Origin of the sequence: Gilliamella sp. B3023 (genome assembly GCF_026536845.1) — a bacterium.
GTDB lineage: Bacteria > Pseudomonadota > Gammaproteobacteria > Enterobacterales > Orbaceae > Gilliamella > Gilliamella apicola_E.
The window spans coordinates 23502-47313 of the sequence record NZ_JAFNNH010000009.1 but is presented as its reverse complement, the minus strand read 5'-3'; the positions used below and the strand labels follow the sequence as shown (position 1 = coordinate 47313).

The following is a 23812-nucleotide window of genomic DNA, read 5'->3' as shown; positions in this document are numbered from 1 at the left end:
TAATCTGTTTTTATTCAGTCTATTAACTCAATATTTAAGATTGTTCATTAACCCAAGTTTGAATAATTTTATAGCTTAATGCTAGCACGACTGGACCAATAAATAGTCCCATAATGCCAAAAGCCAGAATACCTCCAATTACACCAAAAAGTATAAGTAAGAAAGGAAGATCGGCCCCTTTTTTTATCAAATATGCTCGCATTACGCTATCTAGTGTGGTTAATATGATGGCAACTACAATTAATACAATACCTGATACGATATGACCATCCCAAAATTGCCAAATAATACAGCCAATCATTACGATAACTGGTCCAATTTGAGCAACACAGCAGATGAATAAAATGAGGGTTAATATGCCTGGAAATGGCATTTTGGTAATAATAAAGCTTAAGCCACCAATTAAAGCTAATGTAATGGCGGTGACAACCACGCCTAATGCAACCGCTCGTATAGATTGACCGGCTAATGTAACGGTAGTTGTTCCATATTGTTTAGATAAACGATTAGCTAAAACATAAACATATTTAGTAATGCTTTCACCTTTAAGAAATAGTAATAAACTAAATATAATCATCACACCAGCATGGAATATGAAAACGCCAATGTTGGTGACTTGTTCTAATAGCCAGCCAATCATTGTACCAATATAGGGTTGAATATCAGATACTAATTCCGACCCATCGGTTTTAATAATTTCGAGCCATTTTTGGTGTAGCTCCTCACCAAACATAGGAACGTTTATTAACCAGTCAAAAGTAGGTAATTCTCTATGAGATAGGTTTCTAACCCATTCGATAAGGTAATGCCCATTTTGAGCGACACTACTAATGATGAGAAGAAAAGGAATGACACAAACAAATGCCAATATTAATGCCATAACTAACAGTGATAACCAACGTTTATTAAACAGCTTTTGTTGGATTTTTATCATTAATGGCCAAGTAGCAATAACCACCATAACAGCCCAAAAAAAGCCAAACAAAAATACTTCTATCACTCGATAAGTTACTGTTATAAGTAAACCTATCAGTAATAGATTTAAAATTAGCTTTAGTAAATCATCGGTTTTTTTTTCTGCTGGCATTTTTACCTCATATTCTTTAATCTAGATAATGTTATTATACGCATTATGTTTTGAAAAGCATACGATGTCGTATCAATTAGACAATTTTCTTGGAGATATAAAATGAAAAAATTAATGTTGTTAGTTTTGATGGGTGTAACATTATCAGCGTGTGCAAATACACAAAAAGTCCCTCAAGTTGCGCAAAAATTGAATGAAATCGCGCCATATCCTAACGCTAAAGTCGGTGCTACGCGTTATGTGATTCATCTTCCTAGCTTAAAAGATGAAGCTAACGCAAAAGTAGAAATATTAGTTGGTAAAGATATGAATGTAGATTGTAATGCGCATAATTTAGGTGGGGTAATTAAAGAAAAAGAGCTTAAAGGATGGGGATATTCTTATTACGAAGTTGAAGAAGTTAAAGGAACGCTTTCAACCATGATGGCTTGCCCTGAAAGTGCTAACAAAAACCAGTTCGTTACAATCAGACATAATTTAGGTTTATTAAATTATAACAGTCAGTTACCATTGGTATTTTATGTACCAAACGATGTAACAGTTAAATATAGAATTTGGCAACCAGATTCAAAAGTTTTGCAAGCCACTGCCGAATAAAAAACGTTAATTAATTGTTAATAGCTCGCTAACAAAGGGCTGATTGATTAAAATATAGTCATTCGGTCCTTAATCTAAGTTTATTTGATTTTTTATGTAGACATCTGTAAAAAAAAAGGTATTTTATCCCTCGTAATGCAAGGTTAGCTCTACTTGTTCATTAATTCAATTAATGACTCGTAATTGCCTGATTACCTCGGTTTCGCCGTTAATTAAGATAATGGTAAAATTTGGGGGTCCGTTGTGTTTCACAATGGGCTTGTGTCTAACATGTAATATCCCTAACTAGAGGAGAAGTGGTGAGCATGTTTACTCAACGTAAAACAATTCTTTCAATCATAGCTGGTGTTTCACTAGCATTATCTCAATCTGCTATAGCTAAAGATCGCGTTGTGCATTTTTATAATTGGGCAGGTCAAATTGGTAACGATACTATCACTGATTTTCAAGAATCGACTGGTATCAAATTAGTTTATGATGTGTATGACTCTAATGAAGCACTTGAAGGTAAATTAATGGCCGGTCATTCTGGCTTTGATGTCGTTTCACCTTCTGATAGTTTTTTAGCAAGACAGATCAAAGCTGATATCTATCTGCCATTAGATAAAAGTAAATTACCAAATTGGAAAAATCTTGACCCTAATTTGATGAAATTGATGGCAAACCATGATCCTGATAATAAATATGCAATTCCTTATGTATGGATGACGACAGGTATTGGTTATAACATTGATAAAGTTAAAGAACGTCTTGGCGATAATGCTCCAGTTGATAGTTGGGATCTAGTCTTTAAACCTGAAAATATGGAAAAACTTAAAGATTGTGGTGTTGCTTACTTAGATGCGCCAACTGAAATCTTTGCGAGTGCACTTAAATATTTAGGTAAAGATCCGAACAGCACTGATGCGAAAGATTATACCGGTGCCGCTTACGAGTTGTTAGAAAAAGTAAGACCAAATATTCGTTATTTCCATTCATCACAATATATAACTGATTTAGCTAACGGTGATATTTGTGTAATTTTAGGTTGGTCAGGTGATATATTACAATCTCGTGACAGAGCTAACGAAGCAAATAATGGTGTGCATATTGGCTACCATATTCCTAAAGAAGGTGCATTAGTATTTTTTGATACATTTGCTATTCCTAAAGATTCAGCTAATCCTGATGAAGCTCATGAGTTTTTAAACTTCGTTATGATTCCAGAAATTGCTGCACAGGTAACTAATGATGTTAACTTTGCTAGTGCAAATAAAGCGGCTAACGATCAGTTTGTAAAACCAGCAGTGAAAAATGATCCTGCGGTTTATCCAAAACCAGAAGTTATGGAAAAATTATTCACCCTTACAGTAAAAGATCCTAAGCTTGAACGTGTGATTACTCGCACATGGACAAAACTTAAAACGGGTAAATAACCGTTTGAACGTCAAATTATTGACTTATATATTCTAGGCGGAGAGGTTTAATAACCTTTCCGTCTCGTTTTTTTTGGCTTGTTGTTATGAGGAAAAAAGTGTGAACGATAAAACAACAAATCAGGTACAGCCTAAAAAAAAGATGATAACTCCATTATTGGAGATCAAAAATTTAACTAAAGTTTTTAATGACGACTATTATGCCGTCGATGATGTAAATTTAACCATTTATGATGGGGAAATTTTCGCCTTATTAGGTGCATCGGGTAGTGGTAAATCGACCTTATTGCGTATGCTTGCAGGGTTTGAACAACCAACATCCGGACAAATTATTTTAGATGGTAAGGATTTATCGCAAGTTCCTCCTTACAATCGCCCAATTAATATGATGTTTCAATCGTATGCTCTTTTTCCTCACATGACGGTTGAGCAAAATATTGCTTTTGGTCTTAAACAAGATAGATTAGCTAAAAGCGACATTAAACAGCGTGTAGAAGAGATGTTAGCGCTTGTACACATGGAGCAATTTGGTAAACGTAAACCTCATCAATTATCTGGTGGTCAAAGACAACGAGTTGCTTTAGCAAGAAGTCTAGCAAAAAGACCAAAACTTCTACTATTAGATGAACCAATGGGCGCTTTGGACAAACAACTTCGTGATCGTATGCAACTTGAAGTGGTTAGCATTTTAGAACAAGTTGGTGCGACCTGTGTAATGGTAACCCATGATCAGGAAGAAGCGATGACAATGGCAGGGCGCATCGCGATTATGAACAAAGGTCAATTTGTGCAAATTGGTGAGCCTGAAGAGATTTACGAGCATCCAAATAGTCGTTATAGCGCTGAGTTCATCGGTTCAGTAAATGTGTTTGATGGCATTTTACAAGAAACATTAGAAGATGGATTAATTATTAGTTGTCCTATGATTAAGCACTCTTTAAAAGTTGATTATGATTCACCCGCTGTCGAAGGTGTTCCAATTCAAGTTGCCTTAAGACCTGAAAAAATCAAACTTTGTGATGAAATTGCTGAGGATGCCTATAACGTTGCAACAGGTGAAGTTGTTGAAATTGCTTATTTAGGCGATCTTTCAATTTATTACGTAAAATTGCAAAGTGGTCAGATAATTATTGCACAGCTACAAAACGAACATCGCTATCGTAAAGGTATGCCTACTTGGGGTGATATTGTCAACCTTAGTTGGGAAATCGATAGTTGTGTTGTGCTTACTGAATAAACACAAGAGGATATATTGATGCGATCCATTATATGGGGTTTGTTATTAAATGCCTTGGTGTTACTCGGTATTTATTTACGTTTTGTAACAACAAATGCATTTGACAATCTTTTTTTAGATGCGTTATTTACATCAATGGTATTAAGCTTTTTATTATTATGTTTAGGTGCATATTTAGCGCATTATAAACCATCTAAATTTGCTTATCGGTTGATAATAGCTGGTAGTATTTTATATATACCTGAATTAGTCGGTTTGGTTGCTATCTATTATGCTTATAAAAAGATGCGACAACAACGTGATGATTCCGACTTAATGACATTATATGGTCGTTTGTTAGTTATCGCGATTCCTTACTTTTGGATGCTGTTACTCTTTTTATTACCATTTTTAATCGTATTTAGAATCAGCTTTTCGGAAGTGGCGATAGCCGTTCCTCCTTATACTGAGCTTTTTAGTTATGAAGATGGGCTGGTAAATATTGTTTTAAATTTTGGTAATTATCTAAATTTATTAGCTGATACTATTTATCTAGACTCCTATTTACAGTCATTGAAAGTGGCTGCAATTTCGACATTATTATGTATTTTGATTGGTTATCCATTAGCATGGGCTATATCGCAATGCAAGCCATCTACTCGAAATATTTTATTATTGTTGATTATATTACCATCATGGACATCATTTTTAATTCGTGTTTATGCGTGGATTGGGATATTGAATCCTAATGGTTTGTTAAATCATTTCTTAATGTGGTTAGGTGTTATTGATCAACCGCTGATCATTATGAAAACTTATCTAGCTGTTTATATCGGTATTGTATATTCTTACTTACCATTTGTTGTGTTACCAATTTACACATCATTAAGTAAAGTCGATTCAACCCTAATTGAAGCAGCATTAGATTTAGGCTGTAAGCCAATCAAAACCTTCTTTAGGATTATCGTACCATTAACTAAAAATGGTGTTATTGCTGGAGCCATGTTGGTATTCATTCCAGCGGTTGGGGAATATGTAATCCCTGAACTGTTAGGGCCTTCAGATAGTCTAATGATTGGTACTCAACTATGGGCTGAATTCTTTAATAATCACGATTGGCCAGCTGCATCAGCTGTCGCAACAGTGATGTTATTGATATTAATTGTCCCTATCTATTACTTTAACAAATTCCAAAACCGACAAATGGGAGGTAAATAAATGAATAATTTACCATTAATCGTGCGATCAGCATTGATTGTTTTTATCTCCGCATTCTTAGGTTCATTGGTGCTATCGGTTTTGATTTCAGGATTTGCTTTATTAAGTAGTAGTAGCTTATATGTGGGATGTTTTGTCTTCAGTCTTATTTTGACAATTATTGTAACGATATCATTACTAGGTAAATTTTTGAAAGGATTAATTCTATTATTAGTGTTTTCCTTTTTATATATACCGATGATCATTTTGATTGTTTATTCTTTCAATAGTTCAAGACTTGTAACTGTTTGGTCTGAATTTTCAACTAAATGGTATTTTGAATTGATCCATAATGAAGCCTTACTTAAAGCGGTAGGATTGAGCCTTTCTATTGCTGCTGGTGCTGCATCATTAGCAATTGTACTTGGTACCTTAGCTGCTTATGCCATAATACGATATAGACGATTCCGAGGTTCTAATTTGTTTTCGTTTATGACAACGGCACCACTAGTTATGCCAGATGTAATAACCGGTTTGGCATTACTATTGCTATTTGTTGGAATGGGACAAGTACTTGGTTGGCCAACACAAAGAGGTGCAATTACTATTTGGCTCGCTCATGCAACATTTTGTACCGCTTATGTGACAGTTGTTATTAGCGCAAGATTACGAGAGTTAGATAAGTCAATTGAAGAAGCTGCATTAGATTTGGGTGCAAATCCATTAAAGGTATTTTTCATTATAACGTTACCTATGATTGCTCCAGCTCTTGTATCTGGTTGGTTATTGGCATTTACTTTATCACTTGATGATGTGGTTATCGCTAATTTCGTGACAGGGCCAGGTGCGATGACGTTACCAAAACTGGTATTTTCTAAAGTCCGATTAGGGGTTGACCCTCAAGTTAATGCCTTAGCGACAATTATTTTATTAATTGTTGGTATTATTGGCTTCATTTCATGGCTTTGGATGCGTCGAGCTGAAAAACGGCATTTGCGTGAAATTCGAATGCATTAATTGCCTCATCAAAAATTGCCGCTTTATGCGGCAATTTATTTATCCTCATAAAATATACGTGTTTTTTTTATTGAATTATATTATAGTGTTTGATGTCAGTTCACTGACAAAAAATTCTCAGGGCGGGGCGCAATTCCCCACCGGTGGTATAGCCCACGAGCGCTTAATAAAATAGATTTTATTAAGGACTAGCAGATTTGGTGAGATTCCAAAGCCGACAGTTAAAGTCTGGATGAAAGAGAGTAGCTTATCTTTTCTATATTTGCGCTATAGCAAAATCACTATGGTCAAGCACTTGCCCTGATTCTGGTATTTAATATATTTATAACTTAATGAATTCAAATTAATTAAGAATAAATATAATTAGTTTAATAAAACAGGATAGGTATTTACCATGAATCAGTTTAACTTAAATGAATTCGGAACACCCATCGAGCGTGTCAAAAAAGCAATCGCATCAATCAAAGCTGGATCTGGCGTATTAGTGCTAGATGATGAAGATCGCGAAAACGAAGGCGATATTATTTGGGCTGCACAAACAATTACAACACAACAAATGGCGCTAACGATTCGATATGGAAGTGGTATAGTTTGTCTATGTATGCCACAATCTTTTTGCGATAAATTAGAGTTGCCAATGATGGTTGCTAACAACACCAGTAAAAACCAGACCGCTTTTACTATTACTATTGAAGCTGCGAAAGGCGTAACAACTGGCGTATCGGCTGCGGACAGAGTCACTACGGTAAAAGCTGCGGTTGCAGATAATGCAAAACCAAGTGATTTAAATCATCCAGGTCATGTCTTTCCATTAGTCGCAAAAGAGAATGGTGTCTTGAGTCGTCGAGGTCATACAGAAGCCTCTGTTGATTTAGTTTCATTAGCGGGCTTTAAACCAGCAGCAGTAATTTGTGAATTAACGAATGATGATGGAACAATGGCTAGAGCACCACAAGTTGTCGAATTTGCTAAAAAGCATCAGTTACCAGTAGTTACAATTGATGATATTGTGGCCTATCGTAAATCATTATAAGCCTTTCAAGAAACCGCCGAAATATTCGGCGGAATAATTTACTTAACCCAAAACTTTTAAAGCACAAGTTTTAGTGATTTTTACACCATTTTCTAATGCTGATGTATCAAAAGTCATATCTGGATGATGTAGACCCGGTGTTAAGTCAACACCCAATCCCCAAAAACCTGATTTTACATCTCTTTCACGAGGATAATTGAAGAAATCTTCTCCACCTGGGGTAAAAATAGGATCTTTTAATCCATCTTTGCCAAGCACATCTATAATAGATTCAGCAATAATTTTTGTGACTTCATCATCAATTTCAGCTGCTGGTATTTCTTTTGATACTTTGATATCAGCTTTAGCACCAATTGATGCAACGCTGAGTTCGATTGCTTTAAGTGTTTTTGCTTTTAAATCATCCATAGCAGGATTAGTTGGGGCTCTTAAATCCCAACAAACATAGGCCTCTGATGGAATAGCATTCGTTACACCTGCATCACATATACAACGCGTTGCTTTCACGCTATAAGTTAAGCTAGGCGCTAGATGAATAGTATTCACAGCTTGAATTGCCATAGTTGCAGCATCTAATGCATTTACGCCTAAATGTGGTCTTGCACCATGAGCAGGAATACCATGAATATTTACTTCAACTGTCGTTGAGGCTGAATAAAACATGGCAGCTGATGCACAGCCTTTTGGGCATTCATCTTTAGGACGTACATGTAAGCCAATGATCATATCAACATCGTCAATAGCACCGCCTTCTATCATGGCTAAAGCACCTGAACCTAACTCTTCAGCAGGTTGAAAAATTAGCTTTAATTTTCCTTTTTTTATATTACCTTCTTTAATGAGTTCTTGGGCTGCAGTTAATAACATTGATGAGTGACCGTCATGTCCACAAGTGTGTCTCGCACAGTGTTCACCATCAATGATATGACCTAGAGCATCCATATCAGCTCGTAATGCTAACACTGGACCGGGTTTTCCACTGTCATATTCAGCAACAATTCCTGTGGTATTGTTAATGTTTCGTGTTACTTTATAGCCAGCAGCTTCAAGTTTATCCGCGATATAGGCTGAGGTTTTAAATTCTTCAAAACCCAACTCAGGAATTTGATGTAAATAGTGGTAATGTTCAAGTACATTAGACATAGATATCTCCTTTATCACACTATAAATCGCATGATGATCATCGCAATTAAAGCATTAACTATACTGTTAAGCATTAATAGTGGCCAATATTTTTTAGGTACATCAGCAACACCCAATAAACGTCCCATATATTGTAATTGTGAGCCCATTAAGAAAATAGCTGGTGCTAAGATCGTGATATCAACACCACTTAAAATACCGCCAGAAATTAAATTTACAGCAACACCCGTACCTGCTGAAGCTGATAGCCAAGCGGTCAACAATACCGTTATAGCTTCACCCGGCAAACCAAATAGCCCCATAACGGGAGCAAATATTTCACCGATTAATTGCATCAAACCTAATCTTTTTAATATTTCCGTGATAACAAATGCCATAATAATGTTAGGCATTAAATTGTTTATTGCAATATTGAAGCCTTTGCGTGCACCAATAACGAAAATATCTAATGGATTGTTAGTCTGTTTTTGATTGGTTGAGTTATTCATTGATAAAATCCTTTTTATAAACTGAATTTAAAATCATGCGTACTAAAATCGCACCAACGAATTTCAATACAATCATAATGACTAATGGTGTAAATATTGCGACAGTCATTGAAGCGAAAAGCGCAGAACCAATAGAAAAATAGTTATTAATTAAGCCAGCTCCTGAATATTGCCAGGCGCTGATAATGATAAGATCTTTTTTACTGATCTGTTTTTCATCATACAACTCTTTAGTTAATACGGCTCCAGCGTCAGTACTTTGTAAATCAGTAATTAACGCAAGGCCCGTTTTACCAGGAACCCCTAAAATAGGTTTAAGAAGGGGAGTTAATAGTTTGTGAGCTGCACGAATTGTACCGTAATGGGTAAAAATTTCTAAAACACCTAACGCAAGCATAACTGTCGGTATTAGTGATAAGGCAAAAATAAAGCCGGCTCTGGCGCTATTTCCACCTTCACCAACAAAAGTATTTTTTTCAGGGTGAAGCATCGTACCAAACTTACCACTTAAGCTGGTAAAATCAAATGCACCTAACCAAGCTTTTCCATCCACGTTATAAAATAGCCCGGAAAAAAACAGTATGGCAACAACTAGTGACACATAGGCCTTTATTCCGACTTTAAACTCATTGTCCGATTTATTTGACATTGTCTATTCCTTTTTGATTTATCTGACTTATTTTCTAATATAAATATTAAATAAGTTACACTTAAAGTACTTGAATTATTTTGATTTAAAATGAATTAAAATACTAAGCGACGTATTCTATATTGATTTAATTGAAAAAAAACCCCTTTCCTCAACTTTTTTTTAAAATTAGATAGATTTTATTCGTCAATTACGCGTTGAGTAAGATTGATCATTTGCTGGGATTAAGGATAGGATCTAAGCTATATTAAGTTATCATTTTTGGTAATTGATTTAAGTTAAATGGATTAATTTTATTTCGGATTTTTTCTCAATTTTTGAGAAAGTTATTTAAAAGCATACAATTATCAATAATTCTAGGCTTGCCATTTTTCATCCGTCATTATAGAATTGTTAATAAATAGTAAGAAATAGCATTAAAGTGTTTCAGAAACTATCGATATTATATATAAGGTTGAACTGTTTCTCTGCATAAACATCATAATCTTTAGGTGGCAAATGTTTTAGTTTGCGAACCGTCTTTTGTTTTCATTAAGCACATTAGTGAAATAATAAAATTAAGCAATATAAACAAAAAATAAAAAAATAATGAGGTCATTATGTACAGCAGGAATAAAGAGTGGGTATTTGTTGTTCTCACCTGCTTTTTTGAATTGTGTTGGGTATTTGGTTTTACTACTGCGAGCCAGTGGTGGCATTGGGTGATTGTTGTATTAGTCATTATTGTTGATTTTACGTTTTTAACTAATGCATGTAAGACTATTCCTACAGGCACTGTCTATGCAATATTTTCTGGTGTTGGCGCGATTGGCTCATTACTGATTGATATGGTTGTATTTGGCAAACAAATTAAACTGATTGAAATATTTTTTGTAGCATTAATTATCATTGGTGTTGTGCAATTAAAACGAGCTGATAGCTAATTAACTAAAATTTGGATTGAGATATGGGATGGTTATTTATTTTAACTGCTGCAATTTTCGAAGTTATTGGCGCGATAGGTCTTAAGCTATACTCGCAACAAAAAAGCTTGTTGCGATTAATGTTTTATTGGGGCGGTTTTTTTGTTTCATTTATACTATTTTATTTTTCACTAAAGTATCTGGATTTAAGTATAGTTTATCCAGTGTGGGTAGGGTTAGGTACTTCGGGTGCGGTTTTGGCTAACATGCTCATCTTCAATGAACCGAAGAATTTCACTCGAATATTTGGTCTGAGTGTGATTATTATCGGTATCGTTGGTTTACATGTTACCGTTTAGTTGTAAATGAGTTTTCATTCTCACAATTATATTAATTTGAGAATAGAGGATTTGCATTAGAATATAAAGTTATATAGAATATCCCCACTAACTAAATGGGTTGTTAGCTCAGTCGGTAGAGCAGTTGACTCTTAATCAATTGGTCGCGGGTTCGATCCCCTCACAACCCACCATTCACCAGATTTATCCAATAAGATGATAACTCTTCTTCGAAAATAATTATTGATTTATTAAGGCCTTACATATACTATTTCTATTTTATCAAGTTGAATCATAAATTTGTTATGATTCTTAATAACACGTTATAATTATTTAAGTATATAAATTTCAAATGTTTTCACTAACTACAGGCCAAGCAATTCTAATTCTGTTAATAGTTGCACCGTTTTATTTTTGGTATATCTATTTACCGATTCTTCTCATAGGTATTTTTTTGCTTTGTTTCAATAGAAAGAAGCGGGAAAATCAAAAAAATAGATTTTATTACAAAGTTGGTAAATTTTTAATTGGATTTATCATTGTTAGCTTAATTATTTCATTATTAAGCATTTTGTGTTTACTTAATAGCTGAATCTTTTTTGAGATGATGCTGATAAGATAAGAGTATTGAATGCTAATTGAAGTGCAGGTATTTAATTGAACTTGAACAATTTTTTCAATGTATGAGATTGAATCGACTACCGAAATCTTTTAGTTGGGTATTTGTATTTTATCAAAAATAATGAGTAATTGTGGTGCTGAGTAACCTATTAAATAGTTTAGTTTGATTATAAAAAGTTCTGAATCAAGTGTATAAATCAATGAAAATTGATAATTACTTTAAGGGACTCATCACTCAAAAAGTAATATACTAAAAAGTAATCCGTTTTCTTTTAACTTTTTACTTTATTATTGAGGAGTGATATATTACATCAAGGTATTGAGTGGATGATAAACGATATATGTTTAATGGGTATTTTTTTAATAGCTCTTTTCTGATCCCTCATACCCCAGCATTTATTCTATTTTTTCCTGAATTGTGTGTTTATTGAGTTTGTATAGATCATTTTTACACTAAGATTTATGGCGAGTCTTCATTTTTATTTCAACTAACTTATGAGTCATAATATGAATTCATATCTATTACTTTTTATTGCGATTATTTGTGAAGTGATTGCAACTTCTTCGTTAAAACTTTCTAACGGTTTTACGCATTTAATGTATTCAATAATTACTATTATTGGTTATAGCGCGTCATTTTATGTTCTTTCATTGGCCTTAAAAACTATTCCTGTCGGTATTGCTTATGCGATTTGGTCGGGAATCGGGATTATTATTATCAGTTTGATAGCTTGGATCTTTATGAAGCAATCTTTAGATCTAGCAGCGTTAATTGGTATGGGCTTTATTATATTTGGTGTGGTTATTATTAACCTATTTTCAAATGTTAGCGGGCATTAATATAAACATATTGCGTTGATAATAACTTAAATACTATTTGAACGTTATCTGACTGTAGTTCGCGTTTGAACATAAAAAACCGGAGTTGTACTCCGGTTTGCGTTTTTCAAAATATTTCTAAGCTGATTATAATAGCTTGTTTCTCAACTTAGATTTCATTAGCGTGTTGTTTTAAGTAGCTAGCAACGCCATTTGGATTTGCTTGCATTCCTTGCTTTCCTTTTGTCCATTGTGCAGGGCAAACTTCGCCATGTTCTTCATGGAATTGGAAAGCATCAACAATACGTAGCATTTCATCAATGTTACGACCGATTGGTAAATCATTAATTGTTTCATGACGAACAACGCCTGATTTATCAATAAAAAATGATGCACGAAGAGCAACACCAGCTTCAGGATGTTCAACACCATAAGATTGCATAATGCTATGCTTTATATCAGCAACGATAGGGAATTTCACTTCTCCAATACCACCTTTATCTTGTGGTGTGTTACGCCATGCATTATGAACATATTCTGAGTCCATTGAGACACCAATTACTTCGACACCACGTTTTTTGAACTCTTCTAAACGGTGATCAAATGCAATAATTTCTGATGGGCATACAAAAGTGAAGTCCATAGGCCAGAAAAATACTACGGCATATTTACCTTTAATATGCTCAGCTAAATTAAAATTATTTACAATTTCGCCAGTACCTAGTACTGCTGCTGAAGTAAAATCTGGTGCTTTACGAGTGACTAATGTCATAAAATTTTTTCCTTGTGTAGCAAATGTATATACTGAATATGCGTTTTATTATATCAATCTTAGCCAATACGCCAAGTTGTTATCAGCAATTGATTTCATAAGTTTAACCTATGGTAAATAAATTATTATTCGGTTTTAATTATCGTTTTATTGGGTTTTCCCTTATTTTTAATGTCTCGGTGACGTTGTTTTAGCTTTTTCTTTTTAGTCTCTTCTTGCTTTTTAGCCGCATTTTTCTGTTTAGCTTTTTGCGAAGGTTTCTTTTTTGTTACTGGTTTAGGTGCTTTGGTTTTTGGGCGTAGTTCATCAATTGTTCTTAATTTGATAGGCTCACGAATATAACGTTCAATTTTTTGTAATAACTCATTATCGTGTGCCTCAATCAACATAATTGCTGTACCTTTTTTCCCTGCTCTAGCGGTTCGACCAATTCGATGTAGATAAACATCAGCCGTTTTAGGTGCATCAAAATTGATAACATGGGTAATATCGTTAATATCTATCCCTCTAGCAGCAACATCAGTTGCTACCAGTACGTTGACCGTGTTGTTATTCATCCGTTTGATGGCTTCGTTACGTTTGGCTTGAACCATTTCTCCTTCTAAATAACAACTATGAATTCCAGCTTGATGCAGCAGTGAAACCAATTCATGTACACGTTCACGTTTACGAACAAAGACGATAGTTTTTTTAACTTCTTTCTGCTTTAATAAGTGAGTTAACAACGCGACTTTATGTGTTAAATCATCAGCACGATAATAAAATTGTAAAATCTTCTTTCGTTCTTTTCGAGAAGGATCTGCATTGATTTCAATAGGTTCGTTAAGAATTCGATTAGCAAAACTATGTAAACCTTCTCCTTCTAACGTTGCTGAAAATAATAATGTTTGTTTACGCCAGCGTGTTTCAGCTGAAATGGTTTCAACGTCTTGAGCAAACCCCATATCTAACATGCGATCGGCTTCATCCAAAATGAGCATTTCAACTGCACGACAATCAAAATTTTCTTCTTTAATGTATTGTAATAGACGTCCGGTTGTTGCAATGACTATATCCTGATTTTTGCTGAAAACTTCGGCATGATTCATATAAGCAACTCCACCTGTAATCGTGGCTATACTCAAGTGTGTTGACTTTGTTAGTAGTTTTGCCTGTTCAGCTATTTGCATAGCTAATTCTCGAGTGGGGGTTAAGATTAATATTCTTGGAGGTCCAGGTTTTCGACGCGGAAAATCAAGCAGATGTTGTACTGCTGGAATTAAAAATGCCAATGTTTTACCGGTTCCTGTCGGAGCTGATCCTAGAACATCTTTACCGTCTAGGGCTACAGGGACAGTTTGTGCTTGTATTACAGTGGGTTCGTTAATGTTTTGCGCTTGCAGATTTTCAATTAAAATATCATCTAACTGTAAATCAGAGAAAGTTTGCGTTGTCATAGTGCTCTTCTAATCTATCATTTTGCCCCACATTATAACGGCAATCGCTATAACTACAATCTTTATCAGCAACCAATCATATTATATGAAAGTAAAAATTGTTTTAATTGCAGACGCTTTATTTGATAGGCAACTACTGGCGTATGAGCTTATCATAAGCTGGGGATTATGATAGAATTATGATTTTTAGAAATTATAAAATACTATTCACTCTTTATCAAAATTGATGGTCGAATTATAAATATGACAGAATCTTTTTCGAACGATAAATATAACCAGCAGTTACAAAATAAAATAATCAATTTAAAAACGATATTATCTGATTTTCAATTACCCGAGTTAGTGACTTATTCTTCACCTATTAGTCATTATCGAATGCGTGCTGAATTTAGAATTTGGCATAATGGTGATGAGCTTTATCATATAATGTATGATAAGAAGAAAAGAGTCAGAATAGATAGTTTTCCTATTGCTTCAAAACTGATTAACAAGGCAATGCAGTCGATTTTACCTTTAATTCAATATAACGATAATTTGCGTCATAAGCTTTTTCAAATTGATTATTTCTCTACACTTAGTGGGCAGTTATTAATAACACTTTTGTATCATAAAAAATTAGGTGACGAATGGATAATTGCTGCTGAGCGTTTAAAACAACAATTAGCTGAACTAGGAATTAATGCTAATCTGGTTGGTCGAGCAAGTAATCAAAAAATTGCCATTGATGCTGATTATGTTGATGAGGTTTTACCAATATTTGATAAGACTTTTAAGTATCGACAAGTTGAAAACAGTTTTACTCAACCTAATGCGGCTATCAATATAAAAATGTTGGAATGGGCTATTTCGGTAACTAAAGAGTCGAATGGTGATCTTCTAGAGTTTTATTGTGGTAACGGTAATTTCTCTATTGCATTGGCTCAAAATTTTAATAAAGTCTTAGCAACTGAGATTGCAAAAGCTTCCGTCTATTCAGCACAACATAATATCAAAATCAATAATATTGATAATTTAATTATTGTGAGATTATCTGCTGAGGAGTTTACTTCTGCCATTAGGAAAGAGAGGGATTTTAATCGATTAAATGGTATTAATTTAGATGATTATCATTGTCAAACTGTGTTGGTAGATCCTCCTCGAGCGGGATTAGACGATAAAACGATTAATATCATTCAAAGTTATGATCGAATTGTCTATATTTCATGTAATCCTTATACTTTAAAAGATAATTTGCAACAACTTACTCAAACGCATTATATAGAACATTTTGCTATGTTTGACCAATTTCCTTATACTGATCATATTGAAACAGGTATTGTATTACGTAAAAAGGAATATCAATAATATTCAAAAACGGTTAATCTGGTTTAAATAAGATAAATTTTATGCCAAATTAACTGTTTTATTCCAATTATTTCATATTAAGTGGTTTAAAAAGCAAAAAAAAACCCTAGATAAACTAGGGCTGCATTAAATTGCAAGGAATGGATGAAAGGAAATAAAACAATGAAACAATACTGTCTAGCCTCATGAATCATTGTGGTGCTACTATAGCAAACCTAAACAGACGTTTTAATGACTGCAAAATTACAAAATAGTCACTGAAATGTCATGATGTCATTTGACTTTCTAATATATCCTATAACTGCATTATGCAATTTCGATAACCTGATAAAACATTAAGGAATATTCAATATGAAATTGTTAGTTGTTGAAGATGAACAAAAAACCGGTGAATATCTTCGTCAAGGTTTAGTTGAATCAGGATTTATTGTAGATCTTACTGATAACGGACTCGATGGTTATCATCGAGCAATGACTGAAGATTATGATCTGATTATTCTTGATGTAATGCTGCCTGATATTGTGGGTTGGAAAATTGTACAGTCTTTGCGTGAAGCGGGGAAAGATACTCAAATTATTTTACTTACTGCAATGGGAAGTGTTGAAGATAAAGTGAAAGGACTCAATTTAGGCGCAGACGACTATTTAGTTAAACCTTTTTCTTTCGCTGAATTGTTAGCAAGAATTAAATCCTTATTAAGACGAAACGTTCCACAAGTCAATAATTATCAATTAAGCATTGCTGATTTAATTATGGACTTACCTAAACGAACAGTAACCCGAGGTGATAAAAGAATTGATTTAACGAATAAAGAATTTTTATTACTAGAATATTTTTTACGCTATCCCGGAGAAGTTTTACCAAGATCACTTATTGCTTCACAAGTATGGGATATGAATTTTGACAGCGATACCAATGTAATTGATGTAGCAATTAGGCGATTGAGGAACAAGATCGATGCCGATTTTGAACCTAAATTAATTCATACAGTCCGTGGAATGGGATATAAATTAGATGTCTTGGATGAAGCAGAGTAACTTCATATCGTTTCGTATACCACTTATCGTATGCCTGCTAACCTGCGGGCTACTTTATTGTTTCAGTTATCTTATTGAACATACGTTTGAAAAAATTTCAATTCAGCAAAATGTTTCGGAATTGAATTCAGTTATTACCTCAATTGAACGTGAACTTACCTATTATTCACCCGATGAAAATCGAGATGAATTCTTTCAAAATCTACTACTCATCTTGACCGGTCATCATCATCTATTTGTTTATATCATTGATGATTCAGGAAAAATTGTGTATCGCACTCGTGGTCCTAATTTATCTATTGCTTTATCACAAGAAGATTTTGAACGATTGATTACCGAAAATAGTACGGCGATTTGGAATATCGATAAATCATCTTATCGTATCGGTGCTTCCAGAGTTCTACTGGATGAAGGGCGTCAATATACGACAATAGTTGCAGTAGCGCGCAATTTACAGCTTGAATTTATAAATCGATTGAGAAATGGATTAGGTTTACTAATTGCTATCTCTTGTGTGTTAGCATTGATTGGATCGTTAATTTCCATTTATTACACACAAAAACCAATTAATCGTTTAATTAAAAAAATTGAACGAATTAATATGAAAAGCTTAAATTATCGTATTTCAACAGCTTCGGTTCCTGTAAAATATGTGAGTTTGGTTAAGGCGTTTAATAATATGCTTCATCGAATGGAAGATGTCTTTGAACGACAACGCAATTTTACCGCAGATATTGCCCATGAAATGCGAACACCAATCACAAATCTAACGACACAAACGCAAATTGTTTTAAATAATGCGCGCTCTACAGAAGAGTACCGAGAAATTTTATATTCTAATTTAGAAGAGTATGAAAAAATGTCTCAGATGATATCGGATATGCTTTTTTTAGCACAAGCCGATAATCATCAGCTAGTACCTAATCTTATCGATATAGATTTACATTCGATGATTAGTTTAATGTGTGAATATTTTGAACCTTTGACTGATGAGAAAAATATTACTTTTGAACTTGAAGGTAATTGTTCTCATATTCAAGGCGATAAAATGATGTTAGGGCGGGCGATAAGTAATATCATCTCCAATGCGATTCGTTATACCCCTGAAAATCAAACAATTAAGATTAAATTGGGTCAACTTACACAAAAACGAATTCAAATTATCATCTCTAACCCTGGTAAAAAGATTGAAAGTCGTCATTTACCTCATCTTTTTGACCGCTTTTATCGAGTTGATGAATCGCGTCATCGAAATAACAAAGATAGCTCAGGTACCGGAATTGGTTTGGCTATTGTGAAATCGATTATTGATACACATAAGGGTCATATTTATGTTGAATCAGATGATCTGTCTACACGTTTTATAATCAATCTTCCGACCGTTATTTAACATCATAATCACTTATTAAGAGATTAGCTGCAGCGTATGCGGCTTTTTCTCTTAGATCTTGCGGTACTAGTTGATTATCGACTACTTCATTAAGTACCATCATTACCGCACCTAACGCATCTTCAATATAACCTAAATCATTACTGCCAATTTGAGCATATCTTTCACGAATTAGCTCATGATATTTGTTCATATTATTATCTTCCTATTTATTGAAACTCAAATACAATTTAAATAAACGCAGTTAACATTTGATAAACTTCATTGGATGTGATTGATTGCATCGTTTTATCTTTTGAAATGATGCTGTGTTGGTTTTTGCCATATCCTCCAATTAGGTTTGGATCGGTTTTTCCAAATAAAGTTATATTAGGACGATCTAGTGCCGCTGTTAAATGGCTTAATCCTGTATCTACTGACACTACAGCTTTTGAACCCGCAATAACCGTTGCGATTTCGTTAAGAGAAAGCTTTGGTAATACTTCAACGTGATTAAATCCTTGTGCTAAGCGTAAAGCCCGTTCTTGCTCATGAGGAGCTCCCCATGGTAGTTTAATCCTTAGTCCTGTTGGTTGAATTAATTTAATTAATTCTTGCCATGCTTCTTCTGTCCAGTGCTTTTCTTCGCGAGTAGTAGCATGAAGGAATACTAAATATTTCTGGTTATCATCAGGTAATGCAGTTAAGAAATGACTAGCAATAGCATAATCACCGATTGAATCAGGTTGCAAATAATTAAGACTTTTAGCAAACAGCATCCGAACACGTTCTATGGCATGCATCTGTTTAGGGACATGATGTTTAACATCATAAAACCAACTAGCGATGGGTTCTTTGATGCTTTGTCGATCTAAGCCATGCTTAATACCTCGCGCTTTACGAGTAATTAAAAATGCGCTTTTTATTAAACCTTGAGCATCAATGATGCAATCATACTGTTGTCGTCTTAAATGTTCTATAAATTGGTGGCGTTCTTCACGAACCGTTTTAGCAAACCAGTTTTTTCGCCAACGTCTTATTGCAACTGGGATAACTTCATCTACAGCAAAATGCCAACTTGGAATCTGTGAAAAGTTTTCTTCAACTACCCAATCAAATGTAATATTTGGTAGATTGTTGGCGGCATCGGTTAAAGCCGGTAAAGTATGCAACACATCACCCATTGATGAAGTTTTAACAACCAATACACGCATAATTAATTACTCTTTTCACAGCGAACGATAAGTTTCATCAATGTTTCAAAAACATGATCGGGTTTTATATCAATTAGACTTTGATGATAACCTTGCTCACTATCACCTTTACGAACTCGGTGGTAGCCAGTAATGAGTCTAATGACTTCTGCTTTATTTGATAATGGGGGAGTAAAATCAGGACTACTTGGTCCATAAAGTGCAACTAAAGGCTTATCAAGTGCAGCTGCAACATGCATTAAGCCTGAATCATTAGTGACAATTGCTTTACATGCCGCAATCAAGTTGATCGCTTGTTCTAATTTTGTTTGGCCAGCAAGATTAATACACTGATCACCATGCGCCATTTTGGCAATAATCTGTTCTCCAACAGCTTTATCTTTTTCTGAACCAAAGATAATAATTTTAGCATGTTGTTTTACTATCAAATCAGCCAATGCAGCATAGTGATAATCAGGCCAACGTTTAGCAGGGCCAAATTCAGCGCCAGGACAAAATCCAATTAAAGGAACATCTGTAGGAATATTAAAGTTTGATAATGCTTGCTCAACCTCATCCTTTTCAACACTCAGTTTTGGCCATAAAATTGGTTGAGGAATATCTTTTGCTGAATGGATATCTTGTTTAGGGTAGGCAAGGGCGACATAACGTTCGACCATTAATGGAAAAGCTTTTTTATCAAGTATGCGCATATCATTTAATAAACCATAACGCATCTCACCCTTCCAGCCAGTGCGTTTAGGAATTTTAGCAAAGAAAGGAATCAGTGCTGATTTAAATGAGTTAGGTAAAATGATTGCTTGGTCGTATTGACGTAATTCTTTTCCTAGCTGGTAACGTTTAGTTAATGCAAACTCCCCATGATTAATTGGCATAGCAATTGATTGATTGACTTCAGGCATTTTATTCAATAAAGCACGGCACCAAGCTGGTGCCATTACATCAATTTCAATACTTGGCTCTAGATGCTTTAAAGTGCGATATAAACTTTGTGACATCATCATGTCACCAACCCAAGATGGACCAATAATCAGGGTTTTCATTGTTGTTCCTCTTATTGCTCGTTTAACCATTTCATATATTCAGTTGTACCTTGTGCAACTGTTTTAAACTCAATTGGACATCCTGTTTTTCTAAATTTAGTCAAATCAGCTTGAGTAAAGCTTTGGTAACGTCCTTTCAGGTGTTCTGGGAAAGGAATATAATCAATTTCACCTTTTTGATGATAATTTAAAACTGCATCAGCTACTGATTGGAAAGATTCAGCTCGTCCAGTTCCACAATTAAAGATGCCAGAAACATTATTTTTCCAGAACCATAAGTTTACCTCAACGACATCTCCAACATAAATAAAATCACGTCTAAAATTATCACTTCCAGTAAATAATTTAGGTTTTTCCCCTTTATTGATTTGTTCATTTAAATGGAATGCGACGCTAGCCATGCTACCTTTATGGTTTTCCCGTGGACCATAAACATTAAAATAACGAAATCCACAAATTTGTGAATTTGCTTGTGGTAATATTTCACGGACATATTGGTCGAATAAGAATTTTGAATAACCATAAACATTTAATGGTTTTTCATAGGAACGCTCTTCAATAAAATTATCGCTCCGACCACCATAAGTGGCAGCTGAGGATGCATATAAAAAAGGAATATCAAAATCTAAACAATAATGGAGCAAATCCTTAGAATAATTATAATTATTTTCCATCATAAATTTGCCATCCCATTCTGTTGTGGATGAACAAGCACCTTGATGGAAAATAACTTCAATATCAAGATTTTCGCCAGATATTATTTCTGCTATAAATTCATCTTTATCCATATAATCAGCAATATCTAAATCGGCTAAATTTGAAAATTTAGTACCATCAGTTAAATCATCTACCACTAAAATATCTTTGTGCCCTAGATCATTTAATCCTTTAACGATATTACTTCCAATAAACCCAGCACCGCCAGTAACAACAATCATAATCACAACCTTTAACTAGTAAAAATAATATAATAACGATTTATTGGCAAATTTTCGAGTATTCATTTCTACATCTTAGTTTTGTTGCTAATGAATTTATGATAAAAAATGACACGATTTAATGGTATATATCAGTTATGTGAATCATACCTATGAATTTTTCATTAACATCAAGTACCGGTAAAACTGTTATTGGTCTTGGCTTGTGTTGTTCCATTATATTTAAAGCATCTGATACTGTTTGGTGTTGTTCAACTGTTACAGGAGTTGATATCATCAACTGAGTAACATTGATATTTAATAAATCTGGATAAGTCTTTAGCTGTCTTCGAATATCGCCATCAGTGATTATACCAAGTAATGCATTTTCCTTATTTACTATTGCAACTGCACCTATTCCAGAATTAGTCATCACAAAAATGGCATCAGAAATAGATTTTTCAGCAGTAATCGATATCTGTCTATTATGTTTTTCTACCAATTGCTTAACAGTCATTAAACGAATTTGCCCTAAACTTCCGCCTGGGTGATAAAAAGCAAAATCATTTTTGGTAAATTTTTTAGCGTTCATAACTGAAATTGCTAAAGCATCACTTAATGCTAATTGGACAGTAGTACTTGTAGTTGGCGCTAAATTTAATGGGCATGCTTCATTAGTTATATGCGCATCTAAATTATATGTTGCAAATCGGGCTAACGTCGATGAAGGATTACCACAAATTGAAATTAGTGGAATGTTAATTTTTTGTATGGTGGATAAGATATTAAGAATCTCGGCGGTTTCTCCGCTATTTGATATCGCAATAATGGTGTCAAATTTAGTAAGGCTACCTAAGTCACCATGGATTGCTTCAGCTGGATGTAAATAAAATGATGGTGTTCCAGTACTCATAAATGTAGCTGAAAGCTTACGAGCAATATATCCTGGCTTTCCCATTCCAGTTACGATAACTCTTCCTGACGTATTCAAAATTAACTCGACAGCATTAAAGAAACTTTCGTTGATGGTATCAACAATATCCTCTATTGCAGCTGCTTCTTGTTTTAAAACTTGTTTCGCCATTTTTAAAGTTTCACTTTTAAGTGTCAAAAGGTTCGCAGATTTTGTGGTCATATCTCAATTATCCTTATTTATAAATTGATTTAATTGAATTAATTCTGTCAACAACGAATTAAACATGTTTAGAAATTGTACTAATAAAATGAAAAATAATTTTGATGATTCACAAAATAATTACGATGAAAAAGTGAAAGTTTGATTGGGATCACAATTGTTAAACTTGGTTGTGAAAGTGTTAAAAGATTAACATTTTGTGAATTATTTTATTACTACAATGCCCTCAAATTAATTGAGAAATTAACTATGAAACAAGAATTACCGAGATACAAAAGAATTTTAGAGTACTTAGATGAATATGATGTTGCCAATATCAATTCATTATCTAAGCTTTTTTCCGTTTCGCATATGAGTATTAGGCGTGATTTGAAGCTTTTGCAAGAAAAAGGCCTAATAAAAGTATCTTATGGTGGTGAAATAAAGAGAAGTTTTTTAAATGGTACCCCTCTATATAACATCAAGCAAAATCGATTTTCAGAAGGAAAAAAGAAGGTAGGTAAAATTGCAACAGGATTATTGCAACCAGGAATGGTGATCTTTATTGATGCAGGCACAACAATGCGAGAATTTGCATTGAACATCAATGTTCCTATTACAGTTATTACTCCAGATTTACACGTTGCTCTTGAATTATCTTCTCATCCAGAAGTGAATACCATTATTTGCCCTGGTGAGATACAAGCGTCTAGTGCAGCCATTTATAACTCACAATCAATGAAGTATCTATCTGAACAGGTTATCGATTTGGCATTTATTGGCGCTGATGGTTTTAATCTTGAAGATGGCGCATTAACGACATCTCAAATTAAAGCTGACTGTAAATGGATGGCCTTAACCCGATCTATTCAATCTGTTTTGCTTGTTGACAGCAGTAAATTAGGACTTAGATGTCGATTTAAAATCTGTGATTTGAGTCGCTTCAATTACCTTATAACTGAAAAGCAATTTCCGAGTAATTTTGAAAAGCAATTATTAAAACAGGATATTAAATATATGTTTGAAGTCGTGTAACAAACTAT

At 34.0% G+C, this 23812-nt stretch carries 23 protein-coding genes, 1 tRNA gene, 1 pseudogene and 1 riboswitch; of the genes and pseudogenes, 14 read left to right on the top strand and 11 right to left on the bottom strand.

Annotated features, from left to right (window positions below):
• Window positions 1-34 precede the first annotated feature (34 nt).
• On the bottom strand, window positions 35-1087 hold the full coding sequence (gene ydiK, locus J3U16_RS07100) for an AI-2E family transporter YdiK (protein ID WP_065734485.1): 1053 nt from the start codon (window positions 1085-1087) through the stop codon (window positions 35-37).
• A gap of 102 nt (window positions 1088-1189) precedes the next feature.
• Here ydiK and eco point away from each other — a divergent pair, with 102 nt between their 5' ends.
• From eco to ribB, 6 genes and pseudogenes are all read left to right on the top strand, one after another.
• Window positions 1190-1684: a serine protease inhibitor ecotin gene (gene eco, locus J3U16_RS07095; protein WP_065563276.1), complete on the top strand. Its 495-nt coding sequence runs from the start codon at window positions 1190-1192 to the stop codon at window positions 1682-1684.
• A gap of 305 nt (window positions 1685-1989) precedes the next feature.
• Window positions 1990-3099 (top strand): extracellular solute-binding protein, encoded by a 1110-nt coding sequence (locus J3U16_RS07090; protein WP_065734484.1) that lies wholly within the window; start codon window positions 1990-1992, stop codon window positions 3097-3099.
• A 100-nt stretch (window positions 3100-3199) separates the two neighbouring features.
• Window positions 3200-4336, top strand: coding sequence for a putrescine ABC transporter ATP-binding subunit PotG (gene potG, locus J3U16_RS07085; RefSeq protein ID WP_267342753.1), 1137 nt, complete (start codon window positions 3200-3202; stop codon window positions 4334-4336).
• 324 nt (window positions 4337-4660) lie between these two features.
• Window positions 4661-5533 (top strand): annotated as a pseudogene (gene potH, locus J3U16_RS07080) (putrescine ABC transporter permease PotH); the annotation flags it as partial.
• Window positions 5534-5770: 237 nt separating this feature from the next.
• On the top strand, window positions 5771-6529 hold the full coding sequence (locus J3U16_RS07075; protein ID WP_416380372.1) for an ABC transporter permease subunit: 759 nt from the start codon (window positions 5771-5773) through the stop codon (window positions 6527-6529).
• 109 nt (window positions 6530-6638) lie between these two features.
• Window positions 6639-6777, top strand: a riboswitch (FMN riboswitch).
• Between the two features lie 146 nt (window positions 6778-6923).
• Window positions 6924-7562, top strand: a complete 639-nt coding sequence (gene ribB, locus J3U16_RS07070; protein WP_220224838.1) for a 3,4-dihydroxy-2-butanone-4-phosphate synthase — start codon at window positions 6924-6926, stop codon at window positions 7560-7562.
• 42 nt (window positions 7563-7604) lie between these two features.
• Here ribB and J3U16_RS07065 read toward each other — a convergent pair whose 3' ends face one another.
• From J3U16_RS07065 to J3U16_RS07055, 3 genes are read right to left on the bottom strand one after another with little or no spacing between them, the layout of a single operon-like run.
• Entirely contained in the window at window positions 7605-8705 is a 1101-nt protein-coding gene (locus tag J3U16_RS07065; protein ID WP_065563279.1) for a M20 peptidase aminoacylase family protein, read from the bottom strand.
• Window positions 8706-8719: 14 nt separating this feature from the next.
• Complete coding sequence (locus tag J3U16_RS07060) at window positions 8720-9193, bottom strand: YjiG family protein (protein ID WP_267342751.1); 474 nt, start codon at window positions 9191-9193, stop codon at window positions 8720-8722.
• Window positions 9186-9842, bottom strand: a complete 657-nt coding sequence (locus J3U16_RS07055) for a nucleoside recognition domain-containing protein (RefSeq protein ID WP_065734480.1) — start codon at window positions 9840-9842, stop codon at window positions 9186-9188. Before J3U16_RS07055 ends, J3U16_RS07060 begins: the two co-directional genes overlap by 8 nt.
• Before the next feature lie 599 nt (window positions 9843-10441).
• On the opposite strand from J3U16_RS07055, the gene J3U16_RS07050 reads away from it, so the two are divergent.
• The 4 genes from J3U16_RS07050 to J3U16_RS07035 all read left to right on the top strand — a co-directional run bounded on the left by J3U16_RS07050 (window position 10442) and on the right by J3U16_RS07035 (window position 12543).
• Window positions 10442-10765, top strand: coding sequence for a DMT family transporter (locus J3U16_RS07050; protein WP_065734479.1), 324 nt, complete (start codon window positions 10442-10444; stop codon window positions 10763-10765).
• A 23-nt stretch (window positions 10766-10788) separates the two neighbouring features.
• A complete protein-coding gene (locus J3U16_RS07045; protein ID WP_065563283.1) occupies window positions 10789-11103 on the top strand; it encodes a DMT family transporter in 315 nt (104 codons plus the stop codon).
• A gap of 97 nt (window positions 11104-11200) precedes the next feature.
• Window positions 11201-11276, top strand: a tRNA-Lys gene (locus J3U16_RS07040).
• A gap of 934 nt (window positions 11277-12210) precedes the next feature.
• Entirely contained in the window at window positions 12211-12543 is a 333-nt protein-coding gene (locus tag J3U16_RS07035; RefSeq protein WP_065563209.1) for a DMT family transporter, read from the top strand.
• A gap of 148 nt (window positions 12544-12691) precedes the next feature.
• Here the strand turns inward: J3U16_RS07035 and J3U16_RS07030 are convergent, their stop codons facing one another.
• Both J3U16_RS07030 and srmB read right to left on the bottom strand, forming a co-directional pair.
• On the bottom strand, window positions 12692-13294 hold the full coding sequence (locus J3U16_RS07030; RefSeq protein ID WP_065563210.1) for a peroxiredoxin C: 603 nt from the start codon (window positions 13292-13294) through the stop codon (window positions 12692-12694).
• A 125-nt stretch (window positions 13295-13419) separates the two neighbouring features.
• Complete coding sequence (srmB, locus tag J3U16_RS07025; protein WP_267330230.1) at window positions 13420-14730, bottom strand: ATP-dependent RNA helicase SrmB; 1311 nt, start codon at window positions 14728-14730, stop codon at window positions 13420-13422.
• Window positions 14731-14973: 243 nt separating this feature from the next.
• On the opposite strand from srmB, the gene trmA reads away from it, so the two are divergent.
• The 3 genes from trmA to J3U16_RS07010 all read left to right on the top strand — a co-directional run bounded on the left by trmA (window position 14974) and on the right by J3U16_RS07010 (window position 18502).
• Window positions 14974-16074, top strand: a complete 1101-nt coding sequence (gene trmA, locus J3U16_RS07020) for a tRNA (uridine(54)-C5)-methyltransferase TrmA (RefSeq protein ID WP_267330231.1) — start codon at window positions 14974-14976, stop codon at window positions 16072-16074.
• Between the two features lie 351 nt (window positions 16075-16425).
• On the top strand, window positions 16426-17112 hold the full coding sequence (locus J3U16_RS07015; RefSeq protein ID WP_065563213.1) for a heavy metal response regulator transcription factor: 687 nt from the start codon (window positions 16426-16428) through the stop codon (window positions 17110-17112).
• A complete protein-coding gene (locus J3U16_RS07010; protein ID WP_081299540.1) occupies window positions 17090-18502 on the top strand; it encodes a heavy metal sensor histidine kinase in 1413 nt (470 codons plus the stop codon). The genes J3U16_RS07015 and J3U16_RS07010 overlap by 23 nt, the downstream gene beginning before the upstream one ends.
• On the opposite strand, the gene J3U16_RS07005 is transcribed toward J3U16_RS07010, so the two are convergent.
• From J3U16_RS07005 to J3U16_RS06985, 5 genes are all read right to left on the bottom strand, one after another.
• Window positions 18495-18695 carry a YaeP family protein gene (locus tag J3U16_RS07005; RefSeq protein ID WP_065734473.1) on the bottom strand — a complete coding sequence of 67 codons (201 nt, stop codon included), beginning with the start codon at window positions 18693-18695 and terminating at the stop codon, window positions 18495-18497. The genes J3U16_RS07010 and J3U16_RS07005 overlap by 8 nt on opposite strands.
• Window positions 18696-18732: 37 nt before the next feature.
• Window positions 18733-19695: a lipopolysaccharide heptosyltransferase RfaC gene (gene rfaC / locus J3U16_RS07000; protein WP_267330232.1), complete on the bottom strand. Its 963-nt coding sequence runs from the start codon at window positions 19693-19695 to the stop codon at window positions 18733-18735.
• Window positions 19696-19697: 2 nt separating this feature from the next.
• The gene (gene rfaF, locus J3U16_RS06995; RefSeq protein ID WP_220224830.1) at window positions 19698-20738 is read right to left on the bottom strand and encodes an ADP-heptose--LPS heptosyltransferase RfaF; all 1041 of its coding nucleotides are present in this window, start codon (window positions 20736-20738) and stop codon (window positions 19698-19700) included.
• 11 nt (window positions 20739-20749) lie between these two features.
• Window positions 20750-21676 (bottom strand): ADP-glyceromanno-heptose 6-epimerase, encoded by a 927-nt coding sequence (gene rfaD, locus J3U16_RS06990; protein ID WP_065563218.1) that lies wholly within the window; start codon window positions 21674-21676, stop codon window positions 20750-20752.
• Between the two features lie 118 nt (window positions 21677-21794).
• Entirely contained in the window at window positions 21795-22790 is a 996-nt protein-coding gene (locus J3U16_RS06985; RefSeq protein WP_267330233.1) for a KpsF/GutQ family sugar-phosphate isomerase, read from the bottom strand.
• A gap of 249 nt (window positions 22791-23039) precedes the next feature.
• On the opposite strand from J3U16_RS06985, the gene J3U16_RS06980 reads away from it, so the two are divergent.
• Window positions 23040-23804, top strand: a complete 765-nt coding sequence (locus J3U16_RS06980; RefSeq protein ID WP_141673957.1) for a DeoR/GlpR family DNA-binding transcription regulator — start codon at window positions 23040-23042, stop codon at window positions 23802-23804.
• The last annotated feature ends 8 nt before the right edge of the window (window positions 23805-23812 follow it).